General features: G+C 62.1%; 23 protein-coding genes. 6 read left to right on the top strand and 17 right to left on the bottom strand.

Translation table 11 applies throughout. From position 1 onward, the window contains the following. Positions 1 to 12: 12 nt before the first annotated feature. Together EKO19_RS18135 and EKO19_RS18130 are read left to right on the top strand one after the other, a co-directional pair. A complete protein-coding gene (locus EKO19_RS18135) occupies positions 13 to 798 on the top strand; it encodes a metallophosphoesterase (RefSeq protein ID WP_217705433.1) in 786 nt (261 codons plus the stop codon). Next, positions 795 to 1,604 carry a 4'-phosphopantetheinyl transferase family protein gene (locus EKO19_RS18130; RefSeq protein WP_129777863.1) on the top strand — a complete coding sequence of 270 codons (810 nt, stop codon included), beginning with the start codon at positions 795 to 797 and terminating at the stop codon, positions 1,602 to 1,604. The genes EKO19_RS18135 and EKO19_RS18130 overlap by 4 nt, the downstream gene beginning before the upstream one ends. 5 nt (positions 1,605 to 1,609) lie before the next feature. On the opposite strand, the gene EKO19_RS18125 is transcribed toward EKO19_RS18130, so the two are convergent. From EKO19_RS18125 to EKO19_RS18065, 13 genes are all read right to left on the bottom strand, one after another. Then, the gene (locus tag EKO19_RS18125; protein WP_217705432.1) at positions 1,610 to 2,575 is read right to left on the bottom strand and encodes a type II secretion system F family protein; all 966 of its coding nucleotides are present in this window, start codon (positions 2,573 to 2,575) and stop codon (positions 1,610 to 1,612) included. An 8-nt stretch (positions 2,576 to 2,583) separates the two neighbouring features. After that, complete coding sequence (locus EKO19_RS18120; RefSeq protein ID WP_129777862.1) at positions 2,584 to 3,558, bottom strand: type II secretion system F family protein; 975 nt, start codon at positions 3,556 to 3,558, stop codon at positions 2,584 to 2,586. 17 nt (positions 3,559 to 3,575) lie between these two features. Then, the gene (locus EKO19_RS18115) at positions 3,576 to 4,877 is read right to left on the bottom strand and encodes a CpaF family protein (protein ID WP_407676656.1); all 1,302 of its coding nucleotides are present in this window, start codon (positions 4,875 to 4,877) and stop codon (positions 3,576 to 3,578) included. A gap of 74 nt (positions 4,878 to 4,951) precedes the next feature. Continuing rightward, a complete protein-coding gene (locus tag EKO19_RS18110) occupies positions 4,952 to 6,145 on the bottom strand; it encodes an AAA family ATPase (protein WP_129777860.1) in 1,194 nt (397 codons plus the stop codon). Between the two features lie 3 nt (positions 6,146 to 6,148). Further along, positions 6,149 to 6,628, bottom strand: coding sequence for a TadE/TadG family type IV pilus assembly protein (locus EKO19_RS18105; RefSeq protein ID WP_129777859.1), 480 nt, complete (start codon positions 6,626 to 6,628; stop codon positions 6,149 to 6,151). After that, on the bottom strand, positions 6,628 to 7,092 hold the full coding sequence (locus tag EKO19_RS18100) for a TadE family protein (protein ID WP_157995319.1): 465 nt from the start codon (positions 7,090 to 7,092) through the stop codon (positions 6,628 to 6,630). The genes EKO19_RS18105 and EKO19_RS18100 overlap by 1 nt, the downstream gene beginning before the upstream one ends. Positions 7,093 to 7,106: 14 nt before the next feature. Further along, positions 7,107 to 8,381: a TadE/TadG family type IV pilus assembly protein gene (locus tag EKO19_RS18095; RefSeq protein WP_157995318.1), complete on the bottom strand. Its 1,275-nt coding sequence runs from the start codon at positions 8,379 to 8,381 to the stop codon at positions 7,107 to 7,109. Positions 8,382 to 8,415: 34 nt separating this feature from the next. Beyond that, positions 8,416 to 8,694 (bottom strand): hypothetical protein, encoded by a 279-nt coding sequence (locus tag EKO19_RS18090; protein ID WP_129777856.1) that lies wholly within the window; start codon positions 8,692 to 8,694, stop codon positions 8,416 to 8,418. Positions 8,695 to 8,725: 31 nt separating this feature from the next. Then, complete coding sequence (locus EKO19_RS18085) at positions 8,726 to 10,237, bottom strand: type II and III secretion system protein family protein (protein ID WP_175597100.1); 1,512 nt, start codon at positions 10,235 to 10,237, stop codon at positions 8,726 to 8,728. Between the two features lie 84 nt (positions 10,238 to 10,321). Beyond that, positions 10,322 to 11,113 carry a Flp pilus assembly protein CpaB gene (gene cpaB, locus EKO19_RS18080; RefSeq protein WP_217705431.1) on the bottom strand — a complete coding sequence of 264 codons (792 nt, stop codon included), beginning with the start codon at positions 11,111 to 11,113 and terminating at the stop codon, positions 10,322 to 10,324. Next, positions 11,110 to 12,456: a P-loop NTPase family protein gene (locus EKO19_RS18075; protein WP_129777854.1), complete on the bottom strand. Its 1,347-nt coding sequence runs from the start codon at positions 12,454 to 12,456 to the stop codon at positions 11,110 to 11,112. Before EKO19_RS18075 ends, cpaB begins: the two co-directional genes overlap by 4 nt. A gap of 26 nt (positions 12,457 to 12,482) precedes the next feature. Continuing rightward, positions 12,483 to 12,917, bottom strand: a complete 435-nt coding sequence (locus EKO19_RS18070) for an A24 family peptidase (RefSeq protein ID WP_129777853.1) — start codon at positions 12,915 to 12,917, stop codon at positions 12,483 to 12,485. A 64-nt stretch (positions 12,918 to 12,981) separates the two neighbouring features. Then, positions 12,982 to 13,164: a Flp family type IVb pilin gene (locus EKO19_RS18065; RefSeq protein ID WP_129777852.1), complete on the bottom strand. Its 183-nt coding sequence runs from the start codon at positions 13,162 to 13,164 to the stop codon at positions 12,982 to 12,984. Positions 13,165 to 13,509: 345 nt separating this feature from the next. On the opposite strand from EKO19_RS18065, the gene EKO19_RS18060 reads away from it, so the two are divergent. Continuing rightward, positions 13,510 to 14,307 carry a helix-turn-helix transcriptional regulator gene (locus EKO19_RS18060; protein WP_129777851.1) on the top strand — a complete coding sequence of 266 codons (798 nt, stop codon included), beginning with the start codon at positions 13,510 to 13,512 and terminating at the stop codon, positions 14,305 to 14,307. An 84-nt stretch (positions 14,308 to 14,391) separates the two neighbouring features. Here the strand turns inward: EKO19_RS18060 and EKO19_RS18055 are convergent, their stop codons facing one another. After that, on the bottom strand, positions 14,392 to 14,964 hold the full coding sequence (locus EKO19_RS18055; RefSeq protein ID WP_129777850.1) for a hypothetical protein: 573 nt from the start codon (positions 14,962 to 14,964) through the stop codon (positions 14,392 to 14,394). After that, positions 14,961 to 15,167 carry a hypothetical protein gene (locus EKO19_RS18050; RefSeq protein WP_129777849.1) on the bottom strand — a complete coding sequence of 69 codons (207 nt, stop codon included), beginning with the start codon at positions 15,165 to 15,167 and terminating at the stop codon, positions 14,961 to 14,963. The genes EKO19_RS18055 and EKO19_RS18050 overlap by 4 nt, the downstream gene beginning before the upstream one ends. A gap of 147 nt (positions 15,168 to 15,314) precedes the next feature. On the opposite strand from EKO19_RS18050, the gene EKO19_RS18045 reads away from it, so the two are divergent. Continuing rightward, on the top strand, positions 15,315 to 17,798 hold the full coding sequence (locus EKO19_RS18045) for a DUF6351 family protein (RefSeq protein ID WP_129777848.1): 2,484 nt from the start codon (positions 15,315 to 15,317) through the stop codon (positions 17,796 to 17,798). Between the two features lie 186 nt (positions 17,799 to 17,984). Continuing rightward, positions 17,985 to 18,593 (top strand): putative quinol monooxygenase, encoded by a 609-nt coding sequence (locus EKO19_RS18040; protein ID WP_129777847.1) that lies wholly within the window; start codon positions 17,985 to 17,987, stop codon positions 18,591 to 18,593. A gap of 3 nt (positions 18,594 to 18,596) precedes the next feature. Here the strand turns inward: EKO19_RS18040 and EKO19_RS18035 are convergent, their stop codons facing one another. Further along, positions 18,597 to 21,080 (bottom strand): PQQ-dependent sugar dehydrogenase, encoded by a 2,484-nt coding sequence (locus EKO19_RS18035; protein ID WP_129777846.1) that lies wholly within the window; start codon positions 21,078 to 21,080, stop codon positions 18,597 to 18,599. A 182-nt stretch (positions 21,081 to 21,262) separates the two neighbouring features. Here EKO19_RS18035 and cls point away from each other — a divergent pair, with 182 nt between their 5' ends. After that, positions 21,263 to 22,630: a cardiolipin synthase gene (gene cls / locus EKO19_RS18030; protein WP_129777845.1), complete on the top strand. Its 1,368-nt coding sequence runs from the start codon at positions 21,263 to 21,265 to the stop codon at positions 22,628 to 22,630. A 74-nt stretch (positions 22,631 to 22,704) separates the two neighbouring features. Here cls and EKO19_RS18025 read toward each other — a convergent pair whose 3' ends face one another. Then, entirely contained in the window at positions 22,705 to 24,930 is a 2,226-nt protein-coding gene (locus EKO19_RS18025) for a TonB-dependent siderophore receptor (RefSeq protein WP_129777844.1), read from the bottom strand. Positions 24,931 to 24,938 lie beyond the last annotated feature (8 nt).

The following is a 24,938-nucleotide window of genomic DNA, read 5'->3' as shown; positions in this document are numbered from 1 at the left end:
ACAGCAGGGGGCATGGCCCATGCTGTGTCGATGGCCACCAGAGTCTTCGCCCTGTCGGATATCCACGTCGACTACGACGTGAATTTCCAATGGGTGCGCAATCTGTCGCGCGCGGACTATCGCAACGACATTCTGATCCTGGCCGGCGACGTCACTCACAAGCTCTCGCTGCTGGCGAGTTGCCTGAATGAGCTCGCGACCCGCTTCACCAAAGTGCTGTTCGTACCGGGTAACCACGATGTTTGGGTGTTGGGCGAGTCGCCGGAGCGAACCTCGTTACAGAAGCTCGCCGACGTGGCTGCAACGGTCGAGCGTAGCGGCGCGTCCATGCAACTGCATCGACACGGCGATGTGCTGTTCGCACCCTTGTTGAGCTGGTACGACTATTCGTTCGGCGAACCCAGCACCGATTTGTACAACATGTGGATGGATTTCCATGCCTGTCGATGGCCGGCGGGTTTCGGGCCGCAGGAGGTGGCAAAGCACTTCATGGATCAGAATCAACAAGTGTCGGTGCACGGCGCGACCCGGGTCATTACGTTCTCCCATTTCCTGCCACGCATCGATCTGATCCCGGCGCACGTCTCGAGCCGGCACCGACTGCTCGATCCCGTGCTCGGCAGCACCCGGATCGAACAACAGCTGCGGCAACTCGGATCGAGCATTCATGTATATGGCCACAGCCATATCAATCGCCGCATCGGCATCGACGGTGTAACGTACATCAACAATGCCTTTGGCTATCCTGGCGAAGAGCGCATCACCGCGCGCCAGCTTCTCTGCATCGACGAGCTATGACGCCATCACGCTCAGAAAACCCGGTCGCCAGTGAGAACCACATCGATGTGTGGCTGGCTTATTACAACGACATCGCCGACTCGCGGTTGCACGAGGCGTACCGCTCGCTGCTGACCGAAGAGGAGCGCGGCAAGGAATTTCGTTTCTATTTCGCCGACGACCAGCGACGCTATCTGGTGACTCGCGCCATGGTGCGAACCGTGCTCTCTCGCTATGTGCACGTTCGTCCCACCGACTGGCGTTTCTCGAACAATCACTACGGCCGGCCCGAGATCTCAAACCTCAGTCGCGATGAATGCGGCCTGTGCTTCAACATCTCGCACACCAAAGGACTGATCGCGCTCGGCGTCACTCACCGCCGCGAGCTGGGCGTGGACGTGGAGAACTTGCGAACCCGCGAAGTCTCCCTCGACATCGCCGATCGCTTCTTCGCCAAACCCGAAGTCGATGAGCTCGCGACCGTGCCGCCAGAGCGACAGCAGGACCGCTTTTTCGAGTACTGGACCTTCAAGGAGTCTTACATCAAGGCGCGCGGCATGGGTCTGTCGATTCCGCTCGGACAGTTCAGCTTCCACTACCCGCACGAGCGGGCGGTGAATATCGCGATCGAGCCGGCGTTGGGCGATGACGCGAAGCGCTGGAGTTTCTGGCAGTACCGGCCGACGCAGGAGTATTTGATGGCGGTGTGCGCGGAGCGCCGCGGAGGTGGGGTGCCGTCGTTGAGGTTGAGGAGGGTGGTGCCGTTGGTGGGGGAGGAAGTGGTGGAGGCGGAGTTGTTGAAAACGTCGGAAGTCGTGACGACGTGATGACGCTAGTGGGCGATCTGGCCGAACACCTCGATCAGGCCAATGACGGCCGGTCCGATGATCACCAGGAAGAAGGAGGGGAATAGAAACAGCACCAGAGGAAAGATCATTTTGGTTCCGATCTTCGCAGCTATCTCCTCGGCTGCCTGGGTGCGCTTGTCTCGAAACTCTTCCGAATAAACTCGCAGAGCATCGGCAATGCTCGTGCCGAATCGCATTGTCTGCACCAGCAGCGCCGTCATGCCGCGAATGTCTTCCAAGCCGGTGCGCTCGGACAGATTTTTCAATGCCACGCCGCGTTCGACGCCAGCCCGCATCTCGGCATTCACCAGCGCCAGCTCATCGCCCAGTGCCGGATGACTGACGGCCAGTTCGTCGGCGACTCGCTGCAGGGCGGGGGCCAGTCCCAATCCCGATTCGACGCATACGACCAGCAGATCCAGAGCGTCCGGAAACCCGGCGCGCAGGGCTCGTTGACGGGTCGCAACTTGTCGATCGAGCCACATGGAACAGGCGATCCAGCCGAGATAGCCAGCGCCAGCGGCGAACAACATCAGCTGATTCGTGGTGAGCTTTGGAAACAAAGGCGAGGCCAGCAGGACGCCCAGGGGGAGAATCATGACCGCCAGCGCTTTCACTCCATAGTACAAAGTGCGCGCGCTCGGCGAACGATAGCCAGCATGCATGAGCAAGCGTTCGACGCGTTGCCGCTCCCGATTGGAGCGAGGCGTGACGAGCGCCGCGAAGTTGCTCAGGCTTTGGGCCATTGTTGCTGTCGCCGAGGGGCGCTCGTTGGTTCCCAAGCCTAGCTGTCCGAGCCGTCGGCGGACGGGGTCGATCAAGCCCATCACGAACGCCGACAAGCCCATGCTCAATGCAAAGGCGGCTGCGGCGGCCAGCGCCATGAACAGGATCGCGGCACCGCCGCTGTCACCAAGAAAATCCTGGAGGGCAATCAGTATTGAGTCCACAGCAGCTCCTAGACTTCTATGCGGACCAGACGGCGGATCCAGAGAATGCCGATCGCGCCCATCACGACGGAGCAAGTAATCAGCTTCGGCCCCGCGGGGTGCTGGGTCAGATGACCCAGATACTCCGGATGTATCATCCAGAGGATTCCGAACAGGACCAGCGGAGTCAGAGACAGGATCCAGCCAGATAATCGGCCTTCGGCGGACAGGGTCTTTACGCGTCTTTGAAAGCGGAAGCGGCCGCGAATGACGTTGCTGATCTTCGCCAGGTTTTCGGCAAGATTGCCGCCGGCCTCACGTTGCACGATCACTGCCGTGATCAGCGCGGTGACCGAAACGCTCGGCACCCGCTGCAGCAGACCGAGCAGTGCGCGACGCGGATCGTTGCCATAACTGAGATCGGCGAACGTCAGCTCGAACTCGCGGGAGATGGGTTCATCCATGTCCTCGGCAATCAGTTTCAGGCAATGGCCGAAGGGATGGCCTGCTTTGAGCGCACGCTGAATCATGTCGATTGCGTCGGGCATCTGTTCTTCGAAACGCGCCAGTCGCTGCGCGCGCTGACGTAGGATGACGATGAATGGAGCCATCAACCCGATGGCGCCGCCCGCGAGCGCTACTGGCCACCATCGCGACATCATCCAGCCCACCAGCATGCCGGCGATGGACAGACACAGTGCCAGCAACACGACACGATAGGCGGGAGTATCCCGGCCCGCCTGTTCGAGAATGCGAGCGAAACGCTCCATGGCGGGAAGGGATTCCAGCGCGCGCTCGAATGAGGACAGATCGCGGAGATACTTCTCCCGAAGCAGCGAGGTGAGCTCCGGTCCTCCCGACGCATCGGCGAGCCGCTGCAAGCGCGCCTGGATGCGCTTACTCATCTTGCGAGATTCGCTGAAGACTGGAACGATGGTTCCTTGCAACAGCAACACGACGGTAAAGAACACCAGCAGCGCGAATAGCCAGATGCCGTTCGACATGGTTGTATCTCCGGGCACTACTTGCGGTTGAGCGGTGTGGCCATTCCGTCGGTCCGGAATACCTCGATGGGCAATTCGATGCCGCGGGCATGTACCTCGCGCAGAAAGGCGGGAACGATACCGGTCGGCTTCAGCTCACCGAGCACATTGCCTTGGGCGTCGATGCCACGACGCTCGAAAGCAAACAGCTCGGTCGAAGTAATGATGTCGCCTTCCATGCCGTTGATTTCCTGCAGACTGACCACGCGCCGCCGGCCGTCCTCCATGCGCTCGACTTGAATGACGATGTCGATAGCCGAGGAGATCTGTGAGCGCAGCGCCTTGGTCGGAAAGCTGATGCCGGTCATCGACACCATGTTCTCGATGCGGCCCAGAGCATCGCGGGGCGTGTTGGCGTGAATGGTCGTGAGCGAGCCATCGTGGCCGGTGTTCATCGCCTGCAACATATCCAGCGCCTCGCCACCACGCACTTCGCCCAGCACGACCCGGTCAGGTCGCATGCGCAGGCTGTTTCTCACCAGGTCTCGCTGGGTGACGGCACCGCGGCCCTCGATGTTGGGCGGTCGGGTCTCCAGCCGCACGACGTGGGGCTGTTGCAGCTGGAGTTCGGCGGAGTCTTCGATCGTAACGATGCGATCGGTGTCGGGAATGAATCCCGACATCAGGTTCAGCAGTGTGGTCTTGCCGGCGCCAGTGCCTCCTGAGACCACTACGTTCAAGCGGGCCTTGACGATGGCGTTCATGACCCGGGCCAGCGCAGGCGTGAGGCTGCCGAGCCGGATCAGATCGTCGATGGTGAGCAGCTCGACGGCGAAGCGCCGGATCGACAACGTCGGTCCATCGATGGCCAACGGCGGGATGATGGCATTGACGCGCGATCCGTCCTTCAGGCGTGCGTCCACCATGGGCGAAGACTCATCGATGCGACGCCCCACCGCCGACACGATGCGATCGATGATATTCAGCAGGTGTGCGTCGTTCGTGAACGTAATATTGGTCAGCTCGAGCTTGCCGCGCCGCTCGACATAGACCTGGCGAGCGCCGTTCACGAGAATGTCGGATACGGACTTGTCGGCCAGCAGGGGTTCTAGCGGTCCCAATCCGAGAACTTCATCCTCGATGCGGCGGATGATACGTTGACGAGAGGCGATGCTGAGCGGCGCGCGCGCTTCGGCGATCAGGTTCTCGCAGACATCGCGAATCTGTCGCCGGGCATCCTTGTCCTCGACACCGCCGAGCAGCGACAGGTCGAGCACTTTGAGCAAGCGCTGATAAGTGATTTCCTTCCACTCGCGTTCTGCCGGCGACAGCGGTTGCATGCGATCGTCGCCAGCCTCGCAACTCTCACCCGCGGTGACCGGACGCTTTGCCGCCGCCGAATTGAATTCCACGCTCATCGGGTTCTCCCGGGCATCAAGCTGGAAAAGGTGCGCGCGATAACGCCGGAGCGTACCTGGGCGGAGCTCCCGCCCAAGCGAGTCTCCAAAGTCATCACCGCGCGCGTGATCGGGGCATTGCCTGCGTAGTCGAGCAGGGGAGTGCCGCTATTGATGCATTCGGACACCGTCTTGAAATCGTTGGGCACCAATGCAGGGTCGCCGCAGGCCAGAGTCCTCTGGATGTCGGCTATCCCAATCTCGGCGCCTTTCTCATAACGGTTGATGACGACACACAACTGATCCTTGACAGCGCCGACGTCGGATCTCAGCCACTGCATCAATCGGGTGGCATCGCGAACCGCGGTCACGGATTGCTGAAGGACGATAACGATCTGACTCGCCCGTTGCATCACTGCTGTCGTGGCCGCGTCGACGCAGCGAGGCATGTCGACCACGACGTGTTCGTGACTACGTAGCGTTACCTCGAGCAACCGGCTGACGCCGGCCGCCGAAATAGTGCCGGGCGCGAGCGGCTCGTCCGCGCCGTGACTCAGTACGCTTACGCCGGATGCATGCTTCGCAAAGTAGCCATCGAGCGCGACCTCATCCAGATGCGTCAGATTCTCCAGTGCCTGCGCGATGCCGTGCTTCGGATAGAGATCGAGATACAGCGGCGCTGCGCCGAACTGCAGATCGAGGTCGAGCAGCGCGGTGCGCCGTTTCGATTTTGCCGCGAGCACATGTGCGACGTTGCAGGCAAGCAGGGTTGCGCCACAGCCGCCTTTGGCATTCATGAATACCGAGATCCGGCCCCCCGCGACCGGCGTCGGCCGGCGGCGTTCTTCGTGTGCCTTCTCAATGGCTCGGAGCAGGTCGTTCTCGTTGAGCGGATCTGGAATGAGATCTCGCGCGCCAGCCTGCATAGCCAGTCGCATCACATTCATGTCGTTGGCCGGGCCGACCACGATCAAAGCGGGTCGGCGGTCGGGCGAACGTGCCGCGATCGCTTCGAGTTCTTCTCGCCACAGGTGGCTCAAGTGCAGGACGATCAGATCGGGAAGGGCGTCCACGTCATGCAGCGGATCCACGTGCCCATTGGAATTCAGTCGTCGGGCCGGAGTGAATCCCGCGGCCAGCAGCATTTGCTCGAGGTAATCGAGAACGTCCTTGCGCCGGGACACGAGCAGAATGTCGAGCGTATGAGTCATGCTTTACACCGCCTGGCAGGGAACGAATGCCTGTTGGGTGGGCGAATAGCCGAGACTTTCTCTCGGCAGCGTCGCGGTGAATGCAGGCATCGCGAAACGGGGTAACACGAACGGAATCAGCAGCTGCATCGTGTAGTTGACGATGCGCACCTGCACGTACTGAATCTGCGTGTAATTGGCGCCCGGATTCGCGATCGGCGCGCCTGCCTGGTTGAGATAGGACACCGCGACGTTGGCGGTCGTGAGATTCGGTGCGATGAGGCTCGTGCCGCCGCCATTGGCCAGAATCGCGACCTGTGCCGGCGCTGGATCGCCAACCGGACAGACAGCGGCGACTCTGGCGCCGCGCCTGGTGCTTTCAACGAGCGCATTGGCCACGAACAATGCCCGGCTGAACTCGATGACTCCGAACATCACCATGAACAGTACCGCAGCGACGATGGCGAACTCGACGCACGTGACGCCCTGTTGAACACGACGCATCACAGGGCCCTCATGAGGACAGTGGCTGGCAGTGTTCTGGAAAGATTGATCGGTGTACCCGATGGAAACATCGGCAAGGTCGCGCCCAGCATCGGGGTATAGGTGTAGCTGGCGGCGACTGATATGAAGCCATTGCCGGCGTTGGCAACTGTCACATTGTTTACCGTCAGCCCAGGCAACAACGCGGTGCCGGTCCCGGCGATGTTGCCGGTAACGACCAGGTTGCGTGTCTCGTTGATTCGCGCTGCGGTGAGATTCACGACCCGGGTGGTGCCGACCGCGGCATTGTTCGCTGCGTAGCGCGCTCCATCCCGGACTGCTTTGACGAGTGTGTTGTATTGAAATATCGCGCGACCGACTTCCGCCGTGGCAAGCATCAGGAAGAATAGAACGGGGGCGCAGATCGCGAACTCGATCGTTGCGACTCCCCACTGATTGAGCGCACTCGCGCGCCGGCTGTGCATGTGAGCTCCCGCCTTCATGAATCGGTGCTGTTGGGGTCGTCGTACAGCTGAATGATGTGCGGTCCGTTACCGGCTACGGGGCTCGGCCCGGGAGTGCCGTTCACGGAGCAGTCGTTGATGAACTGGCCGTATACAAACGAATCGTTACCCTGCTGCTCCGCCGGCTGCAGCAGAAAGAAACAGGCGAAGCCGAGTAGCGGGACCGCTCCCTGGCCGTTGGTCGTGCCGGTGCAGTTACCGACGGGCACTGCCAGCACACGACGCTCGAATGCGCCCGTGCCGCCGTCATTCATGGGACGGTTGTCATAGCGGGCGGGATCCATCAGGTCGGTCAAATATTCCTGATAGTCATAGAGCCTTTCCGCGATGTTCTGGGCGGTGATCTGGACGCCGTTCTGGTAAACGTTGTAGGTGTTGCCGGACTGCACGGCGTTCAATGCCGGGTTCTGGGCACGAACGATGACATCGGGGGGGTAGGTGTCCTCCGTGCCGTGCATCGGGCCGTTGTATTGACCGAAGCGTGTGTTGAGTCCTTGTGCGACCGGGCCGGCTTCGTTGCCAGTCTGAGTTTGAATGGTGCTGCCACCGGTGATGCATGCGTCGTAGCTGCCGGCCATGTTGTCGCGAACCACAGCGGCGCCGGAGCCGCCGAGTTGAATCAACTGAAAGTTGCCGGGGCCGACGGGAGATTGGCCGCCAGGCGTGGATTTCTTGAGCACCACGGGCGCATCGAGCGTGTAGCCCCACATGTTGGGCACAGCGGGATCGCCACAGACCATCATGGGGGCGACGTTACACACGGTGCTGCCGACATTGAGAGTGCGTGGGCCGGCTACGGCGGCGGCTGCAACCGTTTTCTGAAAGATGCCGCCGACGCGTACCAGCCACGCCGGCATCACAAAGCCTGTCGCACGCACTCGGACGTAAGGCCCAGAGGGCGCGCCGGTGGCGAACGGCGGCAACGTTGCGGAGTAATCGACGGTAACCCGGAGGCTGCCGGCGCCGTTGCCGTAGGCGGTCGACACTTCACGGTTGCCCGTTGCTGCCGCATTATTTCTAAATGCGTCGACGGCTTCGTCGGTCGCGAGTGTGATGCTGCCAGTGTCATCGAGTGTCTTGGCGGCGGCGAGCGCGGCTGCGTCCACCGCGTTTTGCAGCCGGGTCTTGTTGAGGAAGGTGTGACCCATGTCGAGAGCCAGTCCCGCCGTGACGAGCAACGCGCCCATTGCGATCGCGACCAGGATCGCGACCGCGCCTCGTTGAGCACTGCGTGACTGGAATGGCTGCATGGCTGACCTCATCGCGACGTTCGTGCGGGCGGTATTAGTTGGTGCCGACCTCGAACACGATCGGCCGCTTCACTTCCGTGTTGCCCTTCGCGACATCCTTGCGATAGATGTCGAGCGCGTTCTCGAGCCGGGCGGCGTCGGTCATCTCGGGTGCGAACTCCGGAGGATTGCTGGCTGCTACCGCATCGAGCGTTTGGGCCTGCACCAGTTGTCTGAAAGAGTTGCCGTAGTCGGCATCGGCCAGCGGCGTCTCGGCGCAGCCTCCGATCGCGACGGTGGCAATGACGACGGCGGACGGTTTGGAAATGTTCATGGGCGAGTCCTGCGAGTTGACGATGTGACGGTCACTTGCTCGGCGGCGACGCCGGCTTGCTGCCTTCGATCTTGCCGCCGAGGAAGAATTGCGCGCTGCTGGGATCGGTCACCGCGTCGGTCGGCAACTTGATGTCCGCCGGCTTGATCGGTTTGGCGAGTCTGGGGGTCACGAGGATCACCAGCTCCGATTCGCCTTTCTGATAGCTCTGGCTACGGAACAGGTAGCCGAGAATGGGAATGTCGCCGAGACCCGGGAATTTGTTGATCGCCGAGCGCATGTTCTCGTTCATCAGGCCGGCGATGCCGATGGTCTGACCGTCGCTCAACTCCACGGTCGATGCCGCGCGCCGTTCGGTCAGCGAAGGGATGGTGAACACGGCCGTCGTGCCGATCGGCCGCAGCGACACAGAGTTGCTATTGGCCAGCTCGCTGACGCTGACGTTGAGTTTGAGGTTGATCCGGTTGCGATCGAGAATCAGCGGTTGGAAGGACAGCTTCACGCCGAAGTCCTTGAACTCGATGCCGATCGAGCCATTGTCCTGCGATACCGGAATCGGGAAGCTGCCACCGGACAGGAATTGCGCGTCCTGTCCCGATAGTGTGGTCAGCGTCGGCTCGGCAAGAATCTTCGCCAGCCCGCGGGTCTGATAAGCATCCAGCACCACATTGGCGAGGAAGTCATTGCTCAGAAAGCTCGCGAACAGGCCCGTGCTGTTGATGGTCGGCGTGGTGGGCGCGAACTCGTCAAACACCGGGCCGATGGGATTGCCGCTGGCGTTGGTGCCGTCACCGAACACCGGGACGCGGACGTTGCCGGGCTGGAACAGCGCGTCAGGGAAGGTCGCGCCACCGTTGACGCCGCCCGTGACCCATTTGCCGGTGTTCTGGAGCGCATTGAATTGCGCATTGAGGTTGCGGATGGCTTCGCGGTTCACTTCCGCGATCCTCACTTGCAGCATGACCTGGTGCGCTCCGCCGACGGTCATGAGATTGATCACCTCGCCGGACTTTCGATCGGCCGCCTGCCCGCCGCCGGTCTCCTGCTTGAACATGATCTTGTCCTTGGCAGTGGCCATCTGCTCCAGATAGCCCCGCGCGACCTGCAGGGCCGCATCCATCTTCGCGGTGCTCGAGACCTGACCCGACATCACGATGTTTCTTTGTGCGCTCCACAGCTCGACGGTTTCTCCGGGCAGCACCGTGGCGATCTGTTTCTTCAAGTTGTCCAGATCGTGCGTGACCGTAATGTTGAGCGCGGCCACCAGCCGGTCCTCGCGATCCCACAACATCACGTTGGTGGCGCCGAGGTCCTTGCCCAGCACGTATAGCCCGTCATCACCCAGCAAGAGCACGTCGGCGATGTCGGGGTTGCCGATGGAAACGCGTTTGACGGGCCCGGGCAGGTCGACGATACGGCTCTTGTAGATGGGCACGGAAAACGTGGTGCTGCGGGTGGCGCGGATGACTTGATCGCCGCCCTCCTGTGCAGGTGCTTCGATCGTCGCCATGGCGGCGGTCAATCCGATCAGCAGTGCACACACGGTCGATCGCGGGCTTGATTGACGCATATGAAGAAACGTCCGTCCTGAGGGTTGGGTAAGTGGCAGGTTCAAATAGGGGCTCGTTCAAGTGCTGCTCTGGCCGCTGTCGACCAGCGTGCCGCGGATGATCGTTACGCCCGGAGCCTTCGGCGCAGGCGCACGACGTGTCGGCTTGGCCGCGGGTGCCGGCGGAGCCTCCGGAGTTGCGGCGAGCTGTGGCCGTAGATCGTCCGTCGGGTTACGCAATGTGAGCTGGATGCGACCTTCCTCACGAGCGCGCACCAGGACCTCGGCCTCCTGTGGCGTCATTTCGAGCGTGACGGCGCGTACCACGACTGGCTCGTTCTTGTCCTGAGTCGAAGTCTGATCGACTGCCAGCACGTTGATGTTCATCAAGATGGTTTCGGTCGTGGCGCGCTCGTTGACCCTGCGCGCGGCGACCACATCGACGCGATTGCCCGGTAACAGGAAGCCGGCAACGCCAACGACATCATCGACGCGTACAGTGACCGCCCGCATGTCCGGCTTGATGAGCGCTGCGAGCGTGCTGCCGGCGCCGCTCTTGGTGAAACGTTCTTTCAACAGAACTTCGCCGTTGAGCACCTTTTGCGAGGCGACCAGGCCTTCGACTTCCTTGACGCTGCTGAAGTGATTGCCCAACGACGTACCGGTGGGCACGGTGATGACTTTCACATGGCGGCCTTCCATTACCGTGCCGTACGGCACTTCCATCGCCGCGACGACGACGGAGGAGCCCGCGTCGGCGACGTTGTTGGCGCGGGTGCGCTGTTCCACCCAATTCTTTGCTGACCATGCCGCCGCGGCTCCGAACACCAGCGACAGCATCACCATCAATATGCCTCGACGCTTCATCATTGCGATCTCCGCAGGTCTGCCGCGGCGTCACTCGAAGACGCGGGCGTGGTTACGAAATAGTTGTCCCACGCCCACTGCAGCGCTTCGGCGGTCAGACCGAACCAATCATCGAGATAGATGGCGCGATCGAGCGCCATGCCGATCAGGTCGCGTGGATGGCAGGGAAGCAGGGGAGTGGCCGTCGGCTTGTACAGCGCGTCGATGACGAACTGACACAGAGGGGCGTCGTAGCGCACGCTCCGTGCCTCGCAGGTGCGTTGCCAGATCATGTGATATTGCCGGGGATTCAACGCCTGGAAGCCAATCTTGTAACCAATGCGGCGCAGGAATGCGTCGTCGACCAGGTCTCGCGGCTGCAGGTTGGTCGAGAACACCAGGATCACATCGAATGGCGTGCGGAAGTGCTGGCCGGTATTCATGCTGAGATAATCGACACCTTCCTCCATGGGAAGGATCCAGCGGTTCAGCACCGTGGTGGGCGGTATGCGCTGGCGACCGAGGTCATCGAGAATCAACATGCCTCCGTTCGCCTTCACTTGCAGTGGCGCACGGTACTGGCGAGTTGCTGGATCGAACTGCACTTCGAGCATGTCCGCCGTCAGCTCGCCGCCGGTAATCACCAGCGGTCGCTGGCAAAGCACGTAACGCGGATCGTGGCCTCGTGTGAGCATCACGACCGGCGAGTTGTCTTGAGACTGGCGATGCACGCTGGGATCGAATACCCGCACCACCGTTTCGCCGATCGAGATGGCGTACGGAATGAGACAGGTGTCCTCGAACAGGCGCGCCAGCCGCTGAGTAATGAAAGTCTTGCCGGTGCCCGGCGCCCCGTAGACGAAAATCGCCTTGCCCGAATTCATGGCCGGTCCGAGCCGGTCCAGCAACTCCGGATCGAGCACTGTGTCTTCGAACGCCGCGAACATGCGGTCTCGGGTGACGCTGCGTCCCCGAACGGACTGGGTGAGAACGACCTGGTTGTAATAATCCAGCGGCACTGGGGTCGGACCGACGTAACCGCTTGCCATCAGGGAAGCCATGGCCGAACCACGACCGCGTTCAGTCAATGCGTAACCCAATCCAGGGCTGTCGCCATGTTGAGCCCGGACTTCGACGCGCCCTTCCTGGCGCAGGAAGCCCAGCAGTTCTTCCAGCAGTCGACCCGACAATGCAGTGCGACTCACCAGCTCGCGCATCGATAGCACACCGCCTTCGAAGAGATGTTTCTCCACGAGGTCGCCGAGAAATGCCGATGGCAGTCCGGTCGCGGCAAGCGTCTGCGGGCGGGGCGCGACACGAGCTGCGTCGGGGCTCGGCTCGTCTGTCGGCGGAGTCTTGTTGTACATGACTTTCTTGTTGTCCTGATGGCAGCTCAACCAGTCACGATCAACGCAGCAGTCGTGCCGCACGCAATGGCAATCCCGTAGGGGAAGCGCTTGCGCGAGGCGCTGTCGAGTAACAGCACTGCCAGGCCCAGTACTGCCCCGGCCATCAGCGTCATGCCGACGGCGAGCAGCGTCGTCTGTGCTCCAAGGAACGCCCCGACGGTTGCCATCGCCTTGACGTCGCCTGCACCGAAGGCCTTCAGTACATAGAAAGGTAGAAATATGGCGAACCCGACTGCGCTGCCGCCTAGCGCGGCCAGCAGCCCGGCTTCACCATGCATCCACACTTGGGAGCCGAATCCGATGATTGCCGCGACTGCGCACAGCAGGTTGGGAATGCGATGGGTACGCCAGTCGATGATGGCGACACAGACGACGAACAGGATCGAAGCAGCGCTGAGTTGGCTTTGGGTCGCGAGCATTCGAGGATACCGTCTGGCTGAGGGCAGGAGAGCACCCGTCCGCGGTGCTCTCCTTTGGAAGAGATCAGACGATCGTGGTCAGACGAGTGACGATCAGACCGATGATTCGTTCCACCTGGTCGCCGAGGTTGGTGAATGCGACAACCACGCCCAACCCGACCAGACCGCCGGCAATCGCATACTCGACCACCGTCAGACCTTCCTCCTCCCGAATGAACTCCATCACAGCCTGCTTCAGATTGATCATTGCTCGACTCCTGAACGTTATTACCACCCGAAACATTGGGCCGGGTGCTGACCCCTTTCTTCCCCGCTGCCGCGGTGATTGGGACTCTCCGGTAAGTGCGTTGCGCGAAGCGCGCATGTTCTTGCGATTGGCCAGGACGTTTTTGCTGATACCACGGGTTCGAATGCTGGAAATAACAGCGGCTACGTGGTCGCCACAGTGACGAACCGAGTCTCGATGCGGAATAAATGTGGCCAGCCGCAGGCGCTGAAAAGAAAGTGATCAAGATCACTAAAGGAATGATGCTCGGCGCGTAGTCTCGGGATCGTCATTGCCGGCGGGCTGTTCGGGAGGGCGGATCAGGTCATGTTGTTATGGGTCGACATGTGTTGCGGCGCGCGCGTCGCGACATCGTCAGCGCAGTTTTCCCGGCATTGCCAGGTACGGCCCACGGATCAACACCATCTCTGGACGGCGTTGTCGCTGGGCGGCGATGCGGATGTGATTTGTTTCGATGTCGAGCATCCGGACATGAGCTGTCTGAAGTTCATGGCCGACACCAAGGCGCGATTTCCGTCCGTGCCCATCATCATGTTGATGTCCCAACAGTCGGCGGACGTGGTGCTGTGGGCGCTGCGGGCCCGGATCTTCGACGTTCTGTTAAAACCGCTGACGCCGCGGGATGTGCTGCGTTGTGTGGAACGCCTCTCGCCTGTTCTGGAGGCGCGGCGCACTCAGCAGACGCGAGCCAATGCGACGGGGGCCGAGGCCATTCCGGATGAGGCGCGCTATCACGCCAGGCGCAATTCCCGGGGCAAGCTCGACACCGTCCTGGGGTATATCGAGAAGAACTACGCCCAGCCGATCAGCGAACAGGACGTGGCCAAGGAGTGTGGGCTGTCACCGTTCGAGTTCAGTCGTGCCTTCCGGGCCGCGCATGGCGTTACGTTTCGGGACTATCTCGCCGAGTGGCGCCTGATGCAGTCCAAACGGTTGCTGGGTATCTCGCAAGTGTCCGTGAGCGATGTCGCCGCCATGGCGGGATTCAACGACCCGTCCTATTTTGCCCGGTTGTTTCGTAAGCGCACCGGCATCTCGCCCAGCGCCTATCGCGCGTCGTTGTCGAGTGGGGCGAAGGTCGTCGATGTCGAGGCGATCGGGTGAGGAGCAGCGACTAGGCGGCGGTCGGTCGCCGCACCAGCTTGCGGCCGATCCATTGCCAGAACAGTCGCAACAGGAACAGAACGCTCAGGGCTCCACCGCGACGATATCGTCGTACTGAGTCGTCGTCTTGTACATGATGGCGCCATAGCGACCGGTCGCATGCGAGGTGTCGACAGCTTCGAGTCGCAGGATGTCGTTTATATATACGAGCAGCCGTGTGCCGATGGCTTCGAAGCGCAGGCGATACCAGCTGTTCGTCGCGACGCTGAGTGGCGCGCTGTCCAGCTCGATGATGGTGCCATCGAGCAGCTTCTTGAGTGAGACAGTGTTGTCGTTGCGAAGAGTCACGTAATAATAGTTGCCGTCATCCTGATAGCGGGCGGCGAGTCCGAACCAGTTGTTCGAGCCTGCGGTGGCGGTGCGACGCATGCGTGAGTGGATGACCTGGTCGCCAGTCGCGATGCCGGTGATGGATCGCGCGCCCGAGGTCATATCGCTTTGTGCATAGGTTGTGTCGGGGAGGATGTTCCACGTGCCGGTCCGGTCCCAGTTCGTCAGCGAATCGCGCGGGCTGCCGAATCGATGGGATGCGAGCGTGGTTTGTGGATTGGCGCTCAGGACGACGTTGTCGCAGTCGGCCTGAGTCTTGTACATCATGATGCCGGCCTGGCCGTGGCCAGCAGCCACTCGCCATCGGTAGCAACCGCAATGGGCCAGGCGTAGCTGGAGTCGGGGCTGGCGATGCGCGCCGTTTCTTCCAACACCCGTGGCCCGGCGATTCCGGCGAGTGGCGTCATGAGCAGCGTTGCAAGAAACATTTGTATGCAACGCCCGATGCCGTATCCCCATTGAGCAGCCATGGACACCTCTTCCTGTGTGAGTCCGTGTCGGGTTCCAGTTCCGGCTAGCCAGATACACGTTGGAGGCCGAACCTAAGTTCCGGGCGGCCGAGCGCTGGAAAGAAAATATCTGTCGTTACCGATCGCGGCAGTCGAGATTGCAATCGCGTGGACTCGGGAGTATTCCTGGATCGCGCGCACCGGGCTCAGAAGACGGTGCGCGAAATCTACAAAACCTCGGCCGCGGCTCGAGGCAAACATCAGACGGGGGATCACTTCATGACGACGGATCATCGTCGATTGGTATGGGCGTTGGGGGCGTTGCTCGTCTCGGCGCTCGGTCAGGCTCACGACCGGGATGAGCACGATTGGGGCGGCAGGGGCAAGTCGGTGGAGCTGCGGGTGCTGTCCAGTCCCGCGCGCTATGTTTCAGGCGGGGATGCCCGGATCGAGGTGCGCGTGCCGCCCGGTCTGCAGAACAAAGTTGAGTTGTATCTGAACGGCCGCCGCCTGCCGGCGGATCTCAAACCTGTCGGCAGGGACAGTGTGCAAGGCGTGATCACCGGCCTCGCTCCCGGGGAGAACCGGCTGGAAGCCTTGATCCAGGGACGCTGGGAACGCGATGCCCTCAAGCTGACCAACTATCCCATCACAGGCCCGATGTTCTCCGGTCCACAACAGTATCCGTTTGTTTGCACGACCACGCAGAGTGGTGTCGGTCAGCAGCCCATCATCGAGAGCGCGCTGCCGCCGGGCACGCGCGTTTTCGACGGCACCGGCAATGTGATTGGATACAGTCGCGATTGTTCGGTCCAGACGGTGGTGACTTATCTCTATCGCACGATCGGCAACGCGTGGGCCGCCATGCCGGCGGATGGCAGTCGTCCGGCGGATCTGGCGCAAGTGACATTGCCGGATGGTCGCGTCGTCGACTTCATCGTGCGTCGTGAGGTCGGATCGATCAATCGGTTTCTCTACAGCTTCGCGATGCTGGCGCCGGCCGGCGAAAAGCCGGGCAAGCCGGACCTGAGTCGCTGGAACGGGCGGTTGTTGTACTGGTTTCAGGGTGGCGTGGCCATCGGTCATTCGCAGGGCACGGTACACAGTGGCTCGCTGAATCCCGATATTCTGCGGCTCGGCTATGCCATCGCGCATTCGAGCGGCAACAACACCGGCACCAATTACAACCTGCAACTGGCCGGCGAGACCATGATGATGACCAAGGAGCGCTTCATCGAGCGCTACGCCGTGCCGGGCTACACCGTCGGTCTGGGGGGCTCGGGCGGCGCCATTCAACAATACATCCTCGGTCAGAATCTGCCCGGCCTGCTCGATGCGCTGCTGCCGGTGCAGTCGTATCCCGACATGGTGACGCAGACCATCCATGTCGGCGATTGCGAGCTGCTCGAGTACTACATGGACGCGACCGATCGCGCCAATCCGAAGTGGCGCGTCACCAGGAATCGCAGCTGGCTGGTGGGCATGAATGCCGAGGAGGGGTTCGACAAAGTGAACGACCCGCTGGCGCAACTGAAGGTCGCACTCGGCTACAGCACGGCGTTGGGCACTACCGAGTGCGTGCCGGCGTGGCGTGGACTGTCGCCCCTGGCGATGAATCCTTGGTACGGACAGGCGCCGAATCAGCAGAACTTCGAGCCGCAATCCGACATCGCTGCCATCCGCTGGACGCATTGGGATGATCTGAGAAACATCTATGGCGTCGATGAGACGGGCGCGGCGCGGCCGACGTGGGACAACATCGGCGTGCAGTACGGCTTGCGCTCGCTGCAGGAGAGCAAGATCACGTTCGAGGAGTTCCTGGATCTGAATTGGAACATCGGCGGCTGGAAGCAGCCGAGTGAGATGGTGCAGGAAGGCTTTCCGTTCTTCGGCACCTCGGCCACCGAGATCAACAAAGCGCTGACCGTGCCCGGCTACTTCGATCCGTGGAGTCGGCGCAATATGAACGTCAGCACCGATCCGGCGAAGCCGGCACCCCGTACCAGCGGCGATATGCGCGCGATTCGTGCAGCTTACACGTCAGGAATGGTGTTCCATGGACAGCTCGATCGGCCGACGATCGATCACCGTCAGTACATGGAGCGCGAGCTCGACATGCACAACGTGCATCAGAGCTTTGCCGTTCGTCAGCGGGTGCTCGAGAGGATGGGCAACAGCGACATGATGGTGATCTGGTTCACCGACACCATGCCCGGCGTGCCGAAGGCCAGCCAGTCGCTGGATGCCATCGCGGTGATGGAAGAGTGGCTGCGAAACATTCAGAAGAATCCGAACAAAGGCATTCGTCGCAACCGGCCCGCGCGTGCGGTCGATAGCTGCTTCGATGTCACGGGGAAACTGATCTACGCGGGCGACGACGCCTGGGATGGCATTCTCGACGACAAACCCGCAGGCGCGTGCACGCAGCGCTTCCCGATCTACTCCACGTCACGCATCGTCGCGGGAGCGCCCATCGAGGGCGGCATCTATAAGTGCGCATTGAAGCCAGTGGACAAGGCAGTCAAGCAGGGCGTGTATGCGCCGTGGGCACCGACTTCGGAGCAAGTCCAGAAGTTGAAACTGATCTTCCCCGACGGCGTCTGCGATTACAGCCGGCCGGATCAGGGGCGGCCCTGGAAGAAGTGGGACTGATAAATAGTGAGGGCGGCGCCCTTCGTGCAGGAGGGCGCTGACGATCCGGGCGTGGTGCCGGCAGAGGACAGGGCCGGCATTGCCGTGTCCTTCTTGGGGCATGGATGAAAGTGCGTGTAGCGGTGGCTGCGCGGCTGAGCGAGATTTCCGGCAGGCTGGGTCGGTAAGCTGCGCTGGAGGTGCCCCATGGCCACCGGACTCCTGGTTCGATTGGAGGCTCGCGCCGGCAAGGAACGCGAAGTCGAGCAGTTTTTGAAGTCGGCGTTGCCGCTCGTGGAAGAGGAGATCGGCACGCGCACCTGGTTCGCGGTGCGTTTCGGGAAGGGCGAGTACGGCATCTTCGATACCTTTATGGATGACGCGGGTCGCGATGAGCATCTGCAGGGGCCGGTCGCCATGGCCTTGCAGCGCAGTAGCGACTTGTTCGACAGTGAGCCGCGGATGCAGAGGATCGAAGTACTGGCGGACAAGCTGCCGGTGAATCCAACGCCGGCGGACACCAAAGGTCTGTTGCTCACGTTCAAGGCCAAGGCCGGTCACGAGATCGAGGTGGAGCAGTTCCTGCGGGAGGCCCGGCCCATGGTGATGGAAGAGCCCAACACGACCGCATGGTTCGCCATCCGCACCGAAGAGGGCGAGTACGGCATCTTCGACGTTTTCCCCGACAACGGCGCGCGATTCATCCATCTCATGGGCCACGTGCCGCGCGAGCTGGCGAAGCATTCCATGTCGATGCTGGGCTCGGTGCCCGAGCTGCACATGGTGAACGTTCAGGCCGAGAAGCTCGGCGTCTGACGTTCAGTTCGCGCGCACCGCCACGTCGTCGAAGCCCGCTTCGATGACTGTTCCGCCGTTGCTCGTACTGTCCGCGGCCTCGAATCGCAACGTGATCGTCTGGCCGGCGAATCGCGACAGATTCACCGACTGCGAGCGCCACACCGCACCGACGTTGCTCGATGTCGCCGCCTTCTGGAACAGCGTCACCGGCACACCGTCGGATCCAACCGCGCGCACTCGGAAATAGTCGGCGCTGGTCGCGGTATCGATGTGCGCGAGGAAATATCTGAAGGTCAGCGTCACCGTCCGTCCCGACGGCAGCGTGATCGATGGCGATTGCATCGACGTTAGACCGTTATCGATATCGTTGACGCCAGCATTCACACTCGCGGTCAGGCCGGTGATCATGCAGGCCACGCCGCCGGCGCAATTATCCGGCTGCAGGGTGACGCCGTTCTGAGTGGTCGGTTGCGGATCGCCCCGTTGCCACAGACCACTGGTCGCGGTGTTCGCACCAGGTGTGCGCACCCAACCGCGGGCCGACTCGAAGTCGTCCTGGAACAACGCGGACTGGCCGCCGCTCTGAAGCGTCGCCGTGTACGTCGTATCGTCAGTCGGCGTCACCAGGTCGTGAGATTGGGCGCCGCCGTCGGACCACGAGCCGAACTGGTAAGTCACACCGCCCGAGACCTGCGGGCTGACCGCACCGATGGTGCGAACGATGCCTTCCACGCCGGTGAAGGTGTGCGGTGCTGTCACGGGCACGCCGTCGAGCGTCAGTTGGGCATTGGGAATGTTGCTGGTGAGCGTGACCACCGACGTGCGCGGCTGGATGTCCACGAACGTCGTGTTGGTCAGGCCTTGCGCATCGCGCACGGTCAGGATCAGGCGGTAGAAAACGTTCGCCGAGGTTTCTCCGCGATCGGCAATCGTGAACGATCCGTTGGTGATGCCGCTGGTTTCCGGCAGGTGCGGGTGAGTGTGATCGTCGTGGTGGAAATCCACGCGCCAGGTGAACGCGGAGGCGGGCAGAGTGCCATCTTCTGGATCGGTGGCCGAGCCCGAGAACGTGACGGTCTGGCCGCCGCGATACATCGTGCCCGACACGGGCGAGACGATGGTTGCGTTGGGGACGCCATTCGACAGCACAGTCAGTGTCGCCGCGTTGCTGGTGATCGAACCGTAGGGATTCGTGACTGTCACGGAAAGCAGCGCGCCGTTGTCGGCAGCCGTCGTCGATGGGATCGTGTACGAGGATTGAGTCGCGCCCGAGATGGGCGCGCCATTGCGAAGCCACTGATAGGCCAACGGCTGCACGCCGGATGCGGAAACAGTGAACGTCGCGGGCTGTCCCGCCGACACCGACACACTCACCGGCTGTTCGGAAATCGATGGCGCTGAATTGGCCGTGTACTGCACTCGATACAACTCGCCGCCGTTGCCGCGGCCCAGGTAGTAGAGCGAGCCGTCGGGGCCGGTTTCGATGTCGACCAGTCCGGCGATGCCGGTCGCGAATCCGGTCGCGGCGCTGTAGGCCGGCGGACTGAGCGTGCGGATGAATCCGCTGCAGTAGTCGCCAAAGAAATAACGGCCGGCATAGGCGGTGGGAAATTGCGAAACGGTGGGGCGGTAGAACGCCGCGCCGACGATCGCGCAATTCGTGCCGGCATTGGCGTAGACGTAGGCCGGATAACGCACGCCGGCGGCACCGCCCGGAGTGAATCCTTCGGTTTGCGGCCAGCCGAAGTTCGCACCCGCAACGACATGATTTACTTCCTCCCACGCATCCTGACCGACGTCGTTCACGTGAATGCGGCCCGTCGTGCGGTCGATGGCGAAGGTGTAAGGGTTGCGCAGGCCGCGCGCCCAGATGGCTTGATTCACCCCTGTCGTCTGGCCGAGGAACGGATTGTCCTCCGGAATCGAGCCGTCCGGATTGATTCGCAGCAGCTTGCCATGCGTGACGTTGAGGCTCTGAGCGTTGGCTGAATCGGAGTTGTCGCCGGTGGCGATGTACAACTTGCCATCGGTGCCGAATGCCAGCGCGCCGCCGTTGTGAATGTAGGCCGTGCTGAGCGGCGAGAGCTCGATCAGTTGCAGTTCGCTGCCCGCGGCGGCTACATCCGGGTTGCTGGCACTGGCGGTGAAGCGGACGACACGGTTGACGCGCGGTGGCGCGGTCGGGCTCGTGTAGTACAGATAAACATAGGGAGTGGTGGCGAAGTTGGGATCGAGTGCCACACCGAGCAAGCCGCGCTCGCCCAGCGTGTTCGTGCTCAACGTGACGAATGGCTGACTGAGGAGTACGCCGTCACGGATGACTCGCAAAGCGCCGGTCTGTTGAGCGACGAAGATCCGTCCGTCCGGGGCGACAGCCATGGCGGTTGGACCAGTGATGCCGCTGGCGATGCGTGTTTCAGAGAAGCCGGCAGGTAGCGTCGCTGCGTGAGTGACTGCCGCCAGCAACAGACCAGCAACGGCTGCGAGCGTTCGTCGAATCCCCATGATGTCCTCCACTGACGATGGCGTCCGAGCGCTGCCACGTCCTTGCCTGGAGGCGAAAACTAGGCAAGCAGGGCATGAGGCAACAATGCGTACAAGCCACCGCCGTCAAGGAACTTTGCTGTAGGGAATTTCGTTTCTGGGGCGTGTTGTCGGAACGTGCGTGAGAGCGGGGCACGGCGTCGATGCGAGCTGCGTTCAAAGCATCGCTGGTGACTTTGTTGGTGCTGAGCTCGGCGTGCGCGCCGAATCCTCACGTCGAAAAATCTGAACAGATGCCGCCCATCGTCGCCAGGCAGCGCGTGCTGTCCGAGGACGAGAGCGATCCGTTGTTGAGATCGGCGCTGGAGGAATATAAGAGCGACGCGGCGGTTCGCGAGCTGGTGACCGCGGTACGACAGAGCTCATCCATGCCGTTGACCAGCGGCAATCGTGTCGATGCGCTCATCGATGGTCCGCAGACCTACGCCGCGATCGAAGCGGAGCTGAAAGCGGCCAGGCATCACATCCATCTCGAAACGTTCATCTTCGGCGCCGACGAGATCGGCCGGCGCTTCGGCGATCTGCTGGCGCAGAAGCGCAGCGAAGGCGTGGAAGTCCGAGTGCTCTACGACAGCATCGGCAGCATGGACACGCCGACCGATTTCTTCGAGCAGTTGCGCAAGCGGGGCGTCGAAGTGCGTGAGTTCCGGCCGATGAATCCGGTGAAGAACCCGCGCATCTGGAGCATCAACAATCGCGATCATCGCAAGATCATCGTGGTCGACGGCAAGGTCGGTTTCGCCGGCGGCATCAACATCGACAGCACATATTCCAGTCCGTCATCGAGTCGTCCGGGGCCGAAACGCGGGATCGAAGACGGCTGGCGCGACACGCACATGCGCATTCAAGGCCCCGTGGTGAAGCAGTTGCAGACGTTGTTCCTGCAGTCGTGGGCCGAGGCGGGCGAGCCGTTACAAGCGAAGGACGGCGATGAATATTTGCCGCCGGCGCGGCCGGCGGGCGACACGTTGATCACGATCGTCGGTAACGACAGCGAGTCGGACGATCGCTCGTTGTACGGAACCTATCTCGCGGCATTCACGCATTCGACCAGGCGCCTCTGGATCACGCACGCGTATTTCGCGCCCAATCCGGAATTGCTGGAGGCGCTGGAGGAGGCGTCGCATCGGGGTGTCGATGTGCGGCTCATCGTGCCGGCCTTCACCGACTCGCGCCTCGTCCTCAACGCGACCCAGTCGACCTTCACGCCGCTGCTGCAGGCGGGCGTGAAGATCTATGAGCTGAAGGACGCGTTGCTGCACGCCAAGACGGTCGTCATCGACGGCACCGTGTCCATCGTCGGCTCCGCCAATCTCGACATGCGCAGCTTCCTGCACAACGACGAGGTCAATGCCATCGTCATCGATCGTGACTTCGGGCAGCGCATGGACGAGGTTTTCAAACGCGACGAGCGCGGCTCCCGGCCGGTGACGCTGGAGCGATGGCAGAAACGATCGCTGTGGCAGCGGATGAAAGAGTTCGGCGTGAAGCTGTTCGGTTACTGGATCTGAGGGCAAAGGGGGCGGGCGGACACCGAGCCGTGCAACACGGCTCGGGCCGCCCACCGGGGGACTGACCGTGCTGGTCAGAACTTGGTCGAGATCAGGAACTTGATCATTCGCGGACCGCCCTGCGCGAGCAGGAACCCACCGGTCGAGGAGAAATAGCGCTCGTTCGTCAGGTTCTGCGCGTTGACCTGGAAGGTCATCTCCGCGCCGTTGATCTCGGTGTCGTACGCGAAGCCCGCGTCGTACAGCGTGTAGCCAGGTGCGAACGCCTGGTTCAAGGCGTTCACTGCACGTCGACCGGTGTGATACGCACCCGCGGTGACGCTGAAGCCCGGAAGCAGAGCGTCGAGCCGATACTCACCCGCGATCGACCACGTGTCGCGCGCGGAGTTCTCGATGAGCTTGCCCACCGCGGTCGGGGAGACGGTGACGACACCCGTCACCGGGTTGGTCGTGATCACGGTGGGTGCACCGGACTCCTGCTCGGCATCGAGGAACAGCGCGCTGGCGTACAAAGACAGCTCGGGCGTGACCTCCCCGCTCAGGCTCAGCTCGTAACCTTCGTAGCTGGCACGGCCGTCCTGAACATACAGGTTTGCGCCGTTCACATACGTCGAAGCACGCTCGATTTCGAAGTACGCCGCCTGGAACAGCAGACCGCGCGTCGGCTCGATCTTGATACCGGCTTCGCGCTGCTCACTCTCCGTCGCAGGCAACTGAACGCCCTGATTCAACGCGGTCGACGGAGCGCCCGGCGTGGACTCCAGGCCTTCGATGTAGGTGCCGTAGACGCTGATCCACGACAGCGGCTTGACCACCGCACCGTACGAGATCGAGGTCGGCGTCGCATCGAACGTCGTCGTGTGAGTGGTGCGGCTCGATTCGGTGTAATCGGACATGCGCACGCCGCCCAGCAACTGCAGCCACTCGGTCACCTTGATGCGGTCGAAAAAGTAATAGCCGAGGTCCTCGATCCGAGTTTCATCGCCATTGCGCAACGGCATCGCCGTCTCGGGAATGTCACGCGGGTCGAAGAAGTTCTGCGTGCACGTGACGCGCGGCGCTGTCGGCGTCGCGCCCGGGCAGGTGGCCGCCGTGGACGTGGAGTTCTTGGCGTCGCGCACGTTCTGCGACGCGCCGATCAGCACTTCGTGCGTCAGGAACCAGGTGTTGAATGTGCCCGCCAGCTCGGCGCGAGTGTTCACGTTCTTGAAGGTGAGATCCGGCTGCAGACTGATGGCCAGCGTGCCCTCGCCAGTCGTGAGGTTGACTGGATTCAGGGTGTTGAAGCGCCGGTCGCGCACCAGTCGCGAGGTGCCGCCGCTCACGGTCAATGCCCACGCATCGGAGATGCGCCAATTGATCGTGCCGAGTACGTTGTACTCCTCGGCTTCGTTCTTCGCCCAATCCGGCCCGAAGTTGGTGGTGGGGTCGATCAGCGGCGGCAGTGCCACCTGCGGGTACATGTCGGCGATCGTCGGCCTCGGCGGCGTGGTGAAGCGGTACACGCCGGGCTCGTTGACGGTCTTGTAGATGTACTCGGAGTCCAGGCTCAACGTCAGCGAATCGGTCGGCTTGACGTCGATCGCGGCGGCCAGCAGCGCGCGGTGCCCGCGAGTGTTGTCGATGCCGGAATCGACCGTGCCATAAACGGCGTTGACGCGCGCCCCGACGATTCCCTGCGTGCCGCCTACGTCGATGTGACCGGTGAGCGCGCCATATTCATTGCCGGCGACGTTCAGGGCGACGTACGGATCCTGAGTCGGACGCTTCATCGTCATGTTGATGATGCCGGCGGGCGTGGTGAAGCCGTAATACAACGCGGAGGCGCCCTTGAGCGCTTCGACGCGATCCTTGTCCTCGAGCGGCAGGTCGATCAGGTTGATGATGGGCAAACTGCCGTTCAGGCGGAAGTTGCCGCGATTCTCGACGTTGATGCCGCGGATCGCGAGGTTGCTGTAAACCGTCGGCGAAGTCTGCGAGCTGGTCACGCCCGCAGTATTACGCAAGGCGTCGAGCAAGCCCTGGGCTTGTTGCGCCTGGATCATCTCCAATGGAATGACGCTGATGGTCAGCGGTGTGTCGAGTTGGCGCGCACCACGGAAGCTACCCGCCTGCACCAAATCGGCGCTGAAGCTATTGCGTCGATCCGCGGTGACGACGATCTCTTCCAGCATGGGGCTGGTCGAGGCGTTGCTATTGGAAGTGGTATCGCTGTTCTGGGCCAGTGCCGGGACCGAAACTGTCGCGAAGGCGGCCACGACGCCGGCGGCCCGGCTCAAACGTGCTCGTGCAATGGTCATCAATTCTC

It is taken from the genome of Peristeroidobacter soli (genome assembly GCF_004138485.1).
Taxonomy (GTDB): Bacteria; Pseudomonadota; Gammaproteobacteria; order Steroidobacterales; family Steroidobacteraceae; genus Steroidobacter; species Steroidobacter soli.
Note: the sequence above shows the minus strand (reverse complement) of the source record. Positions and strands in the feature narration are given on the sequence as shown.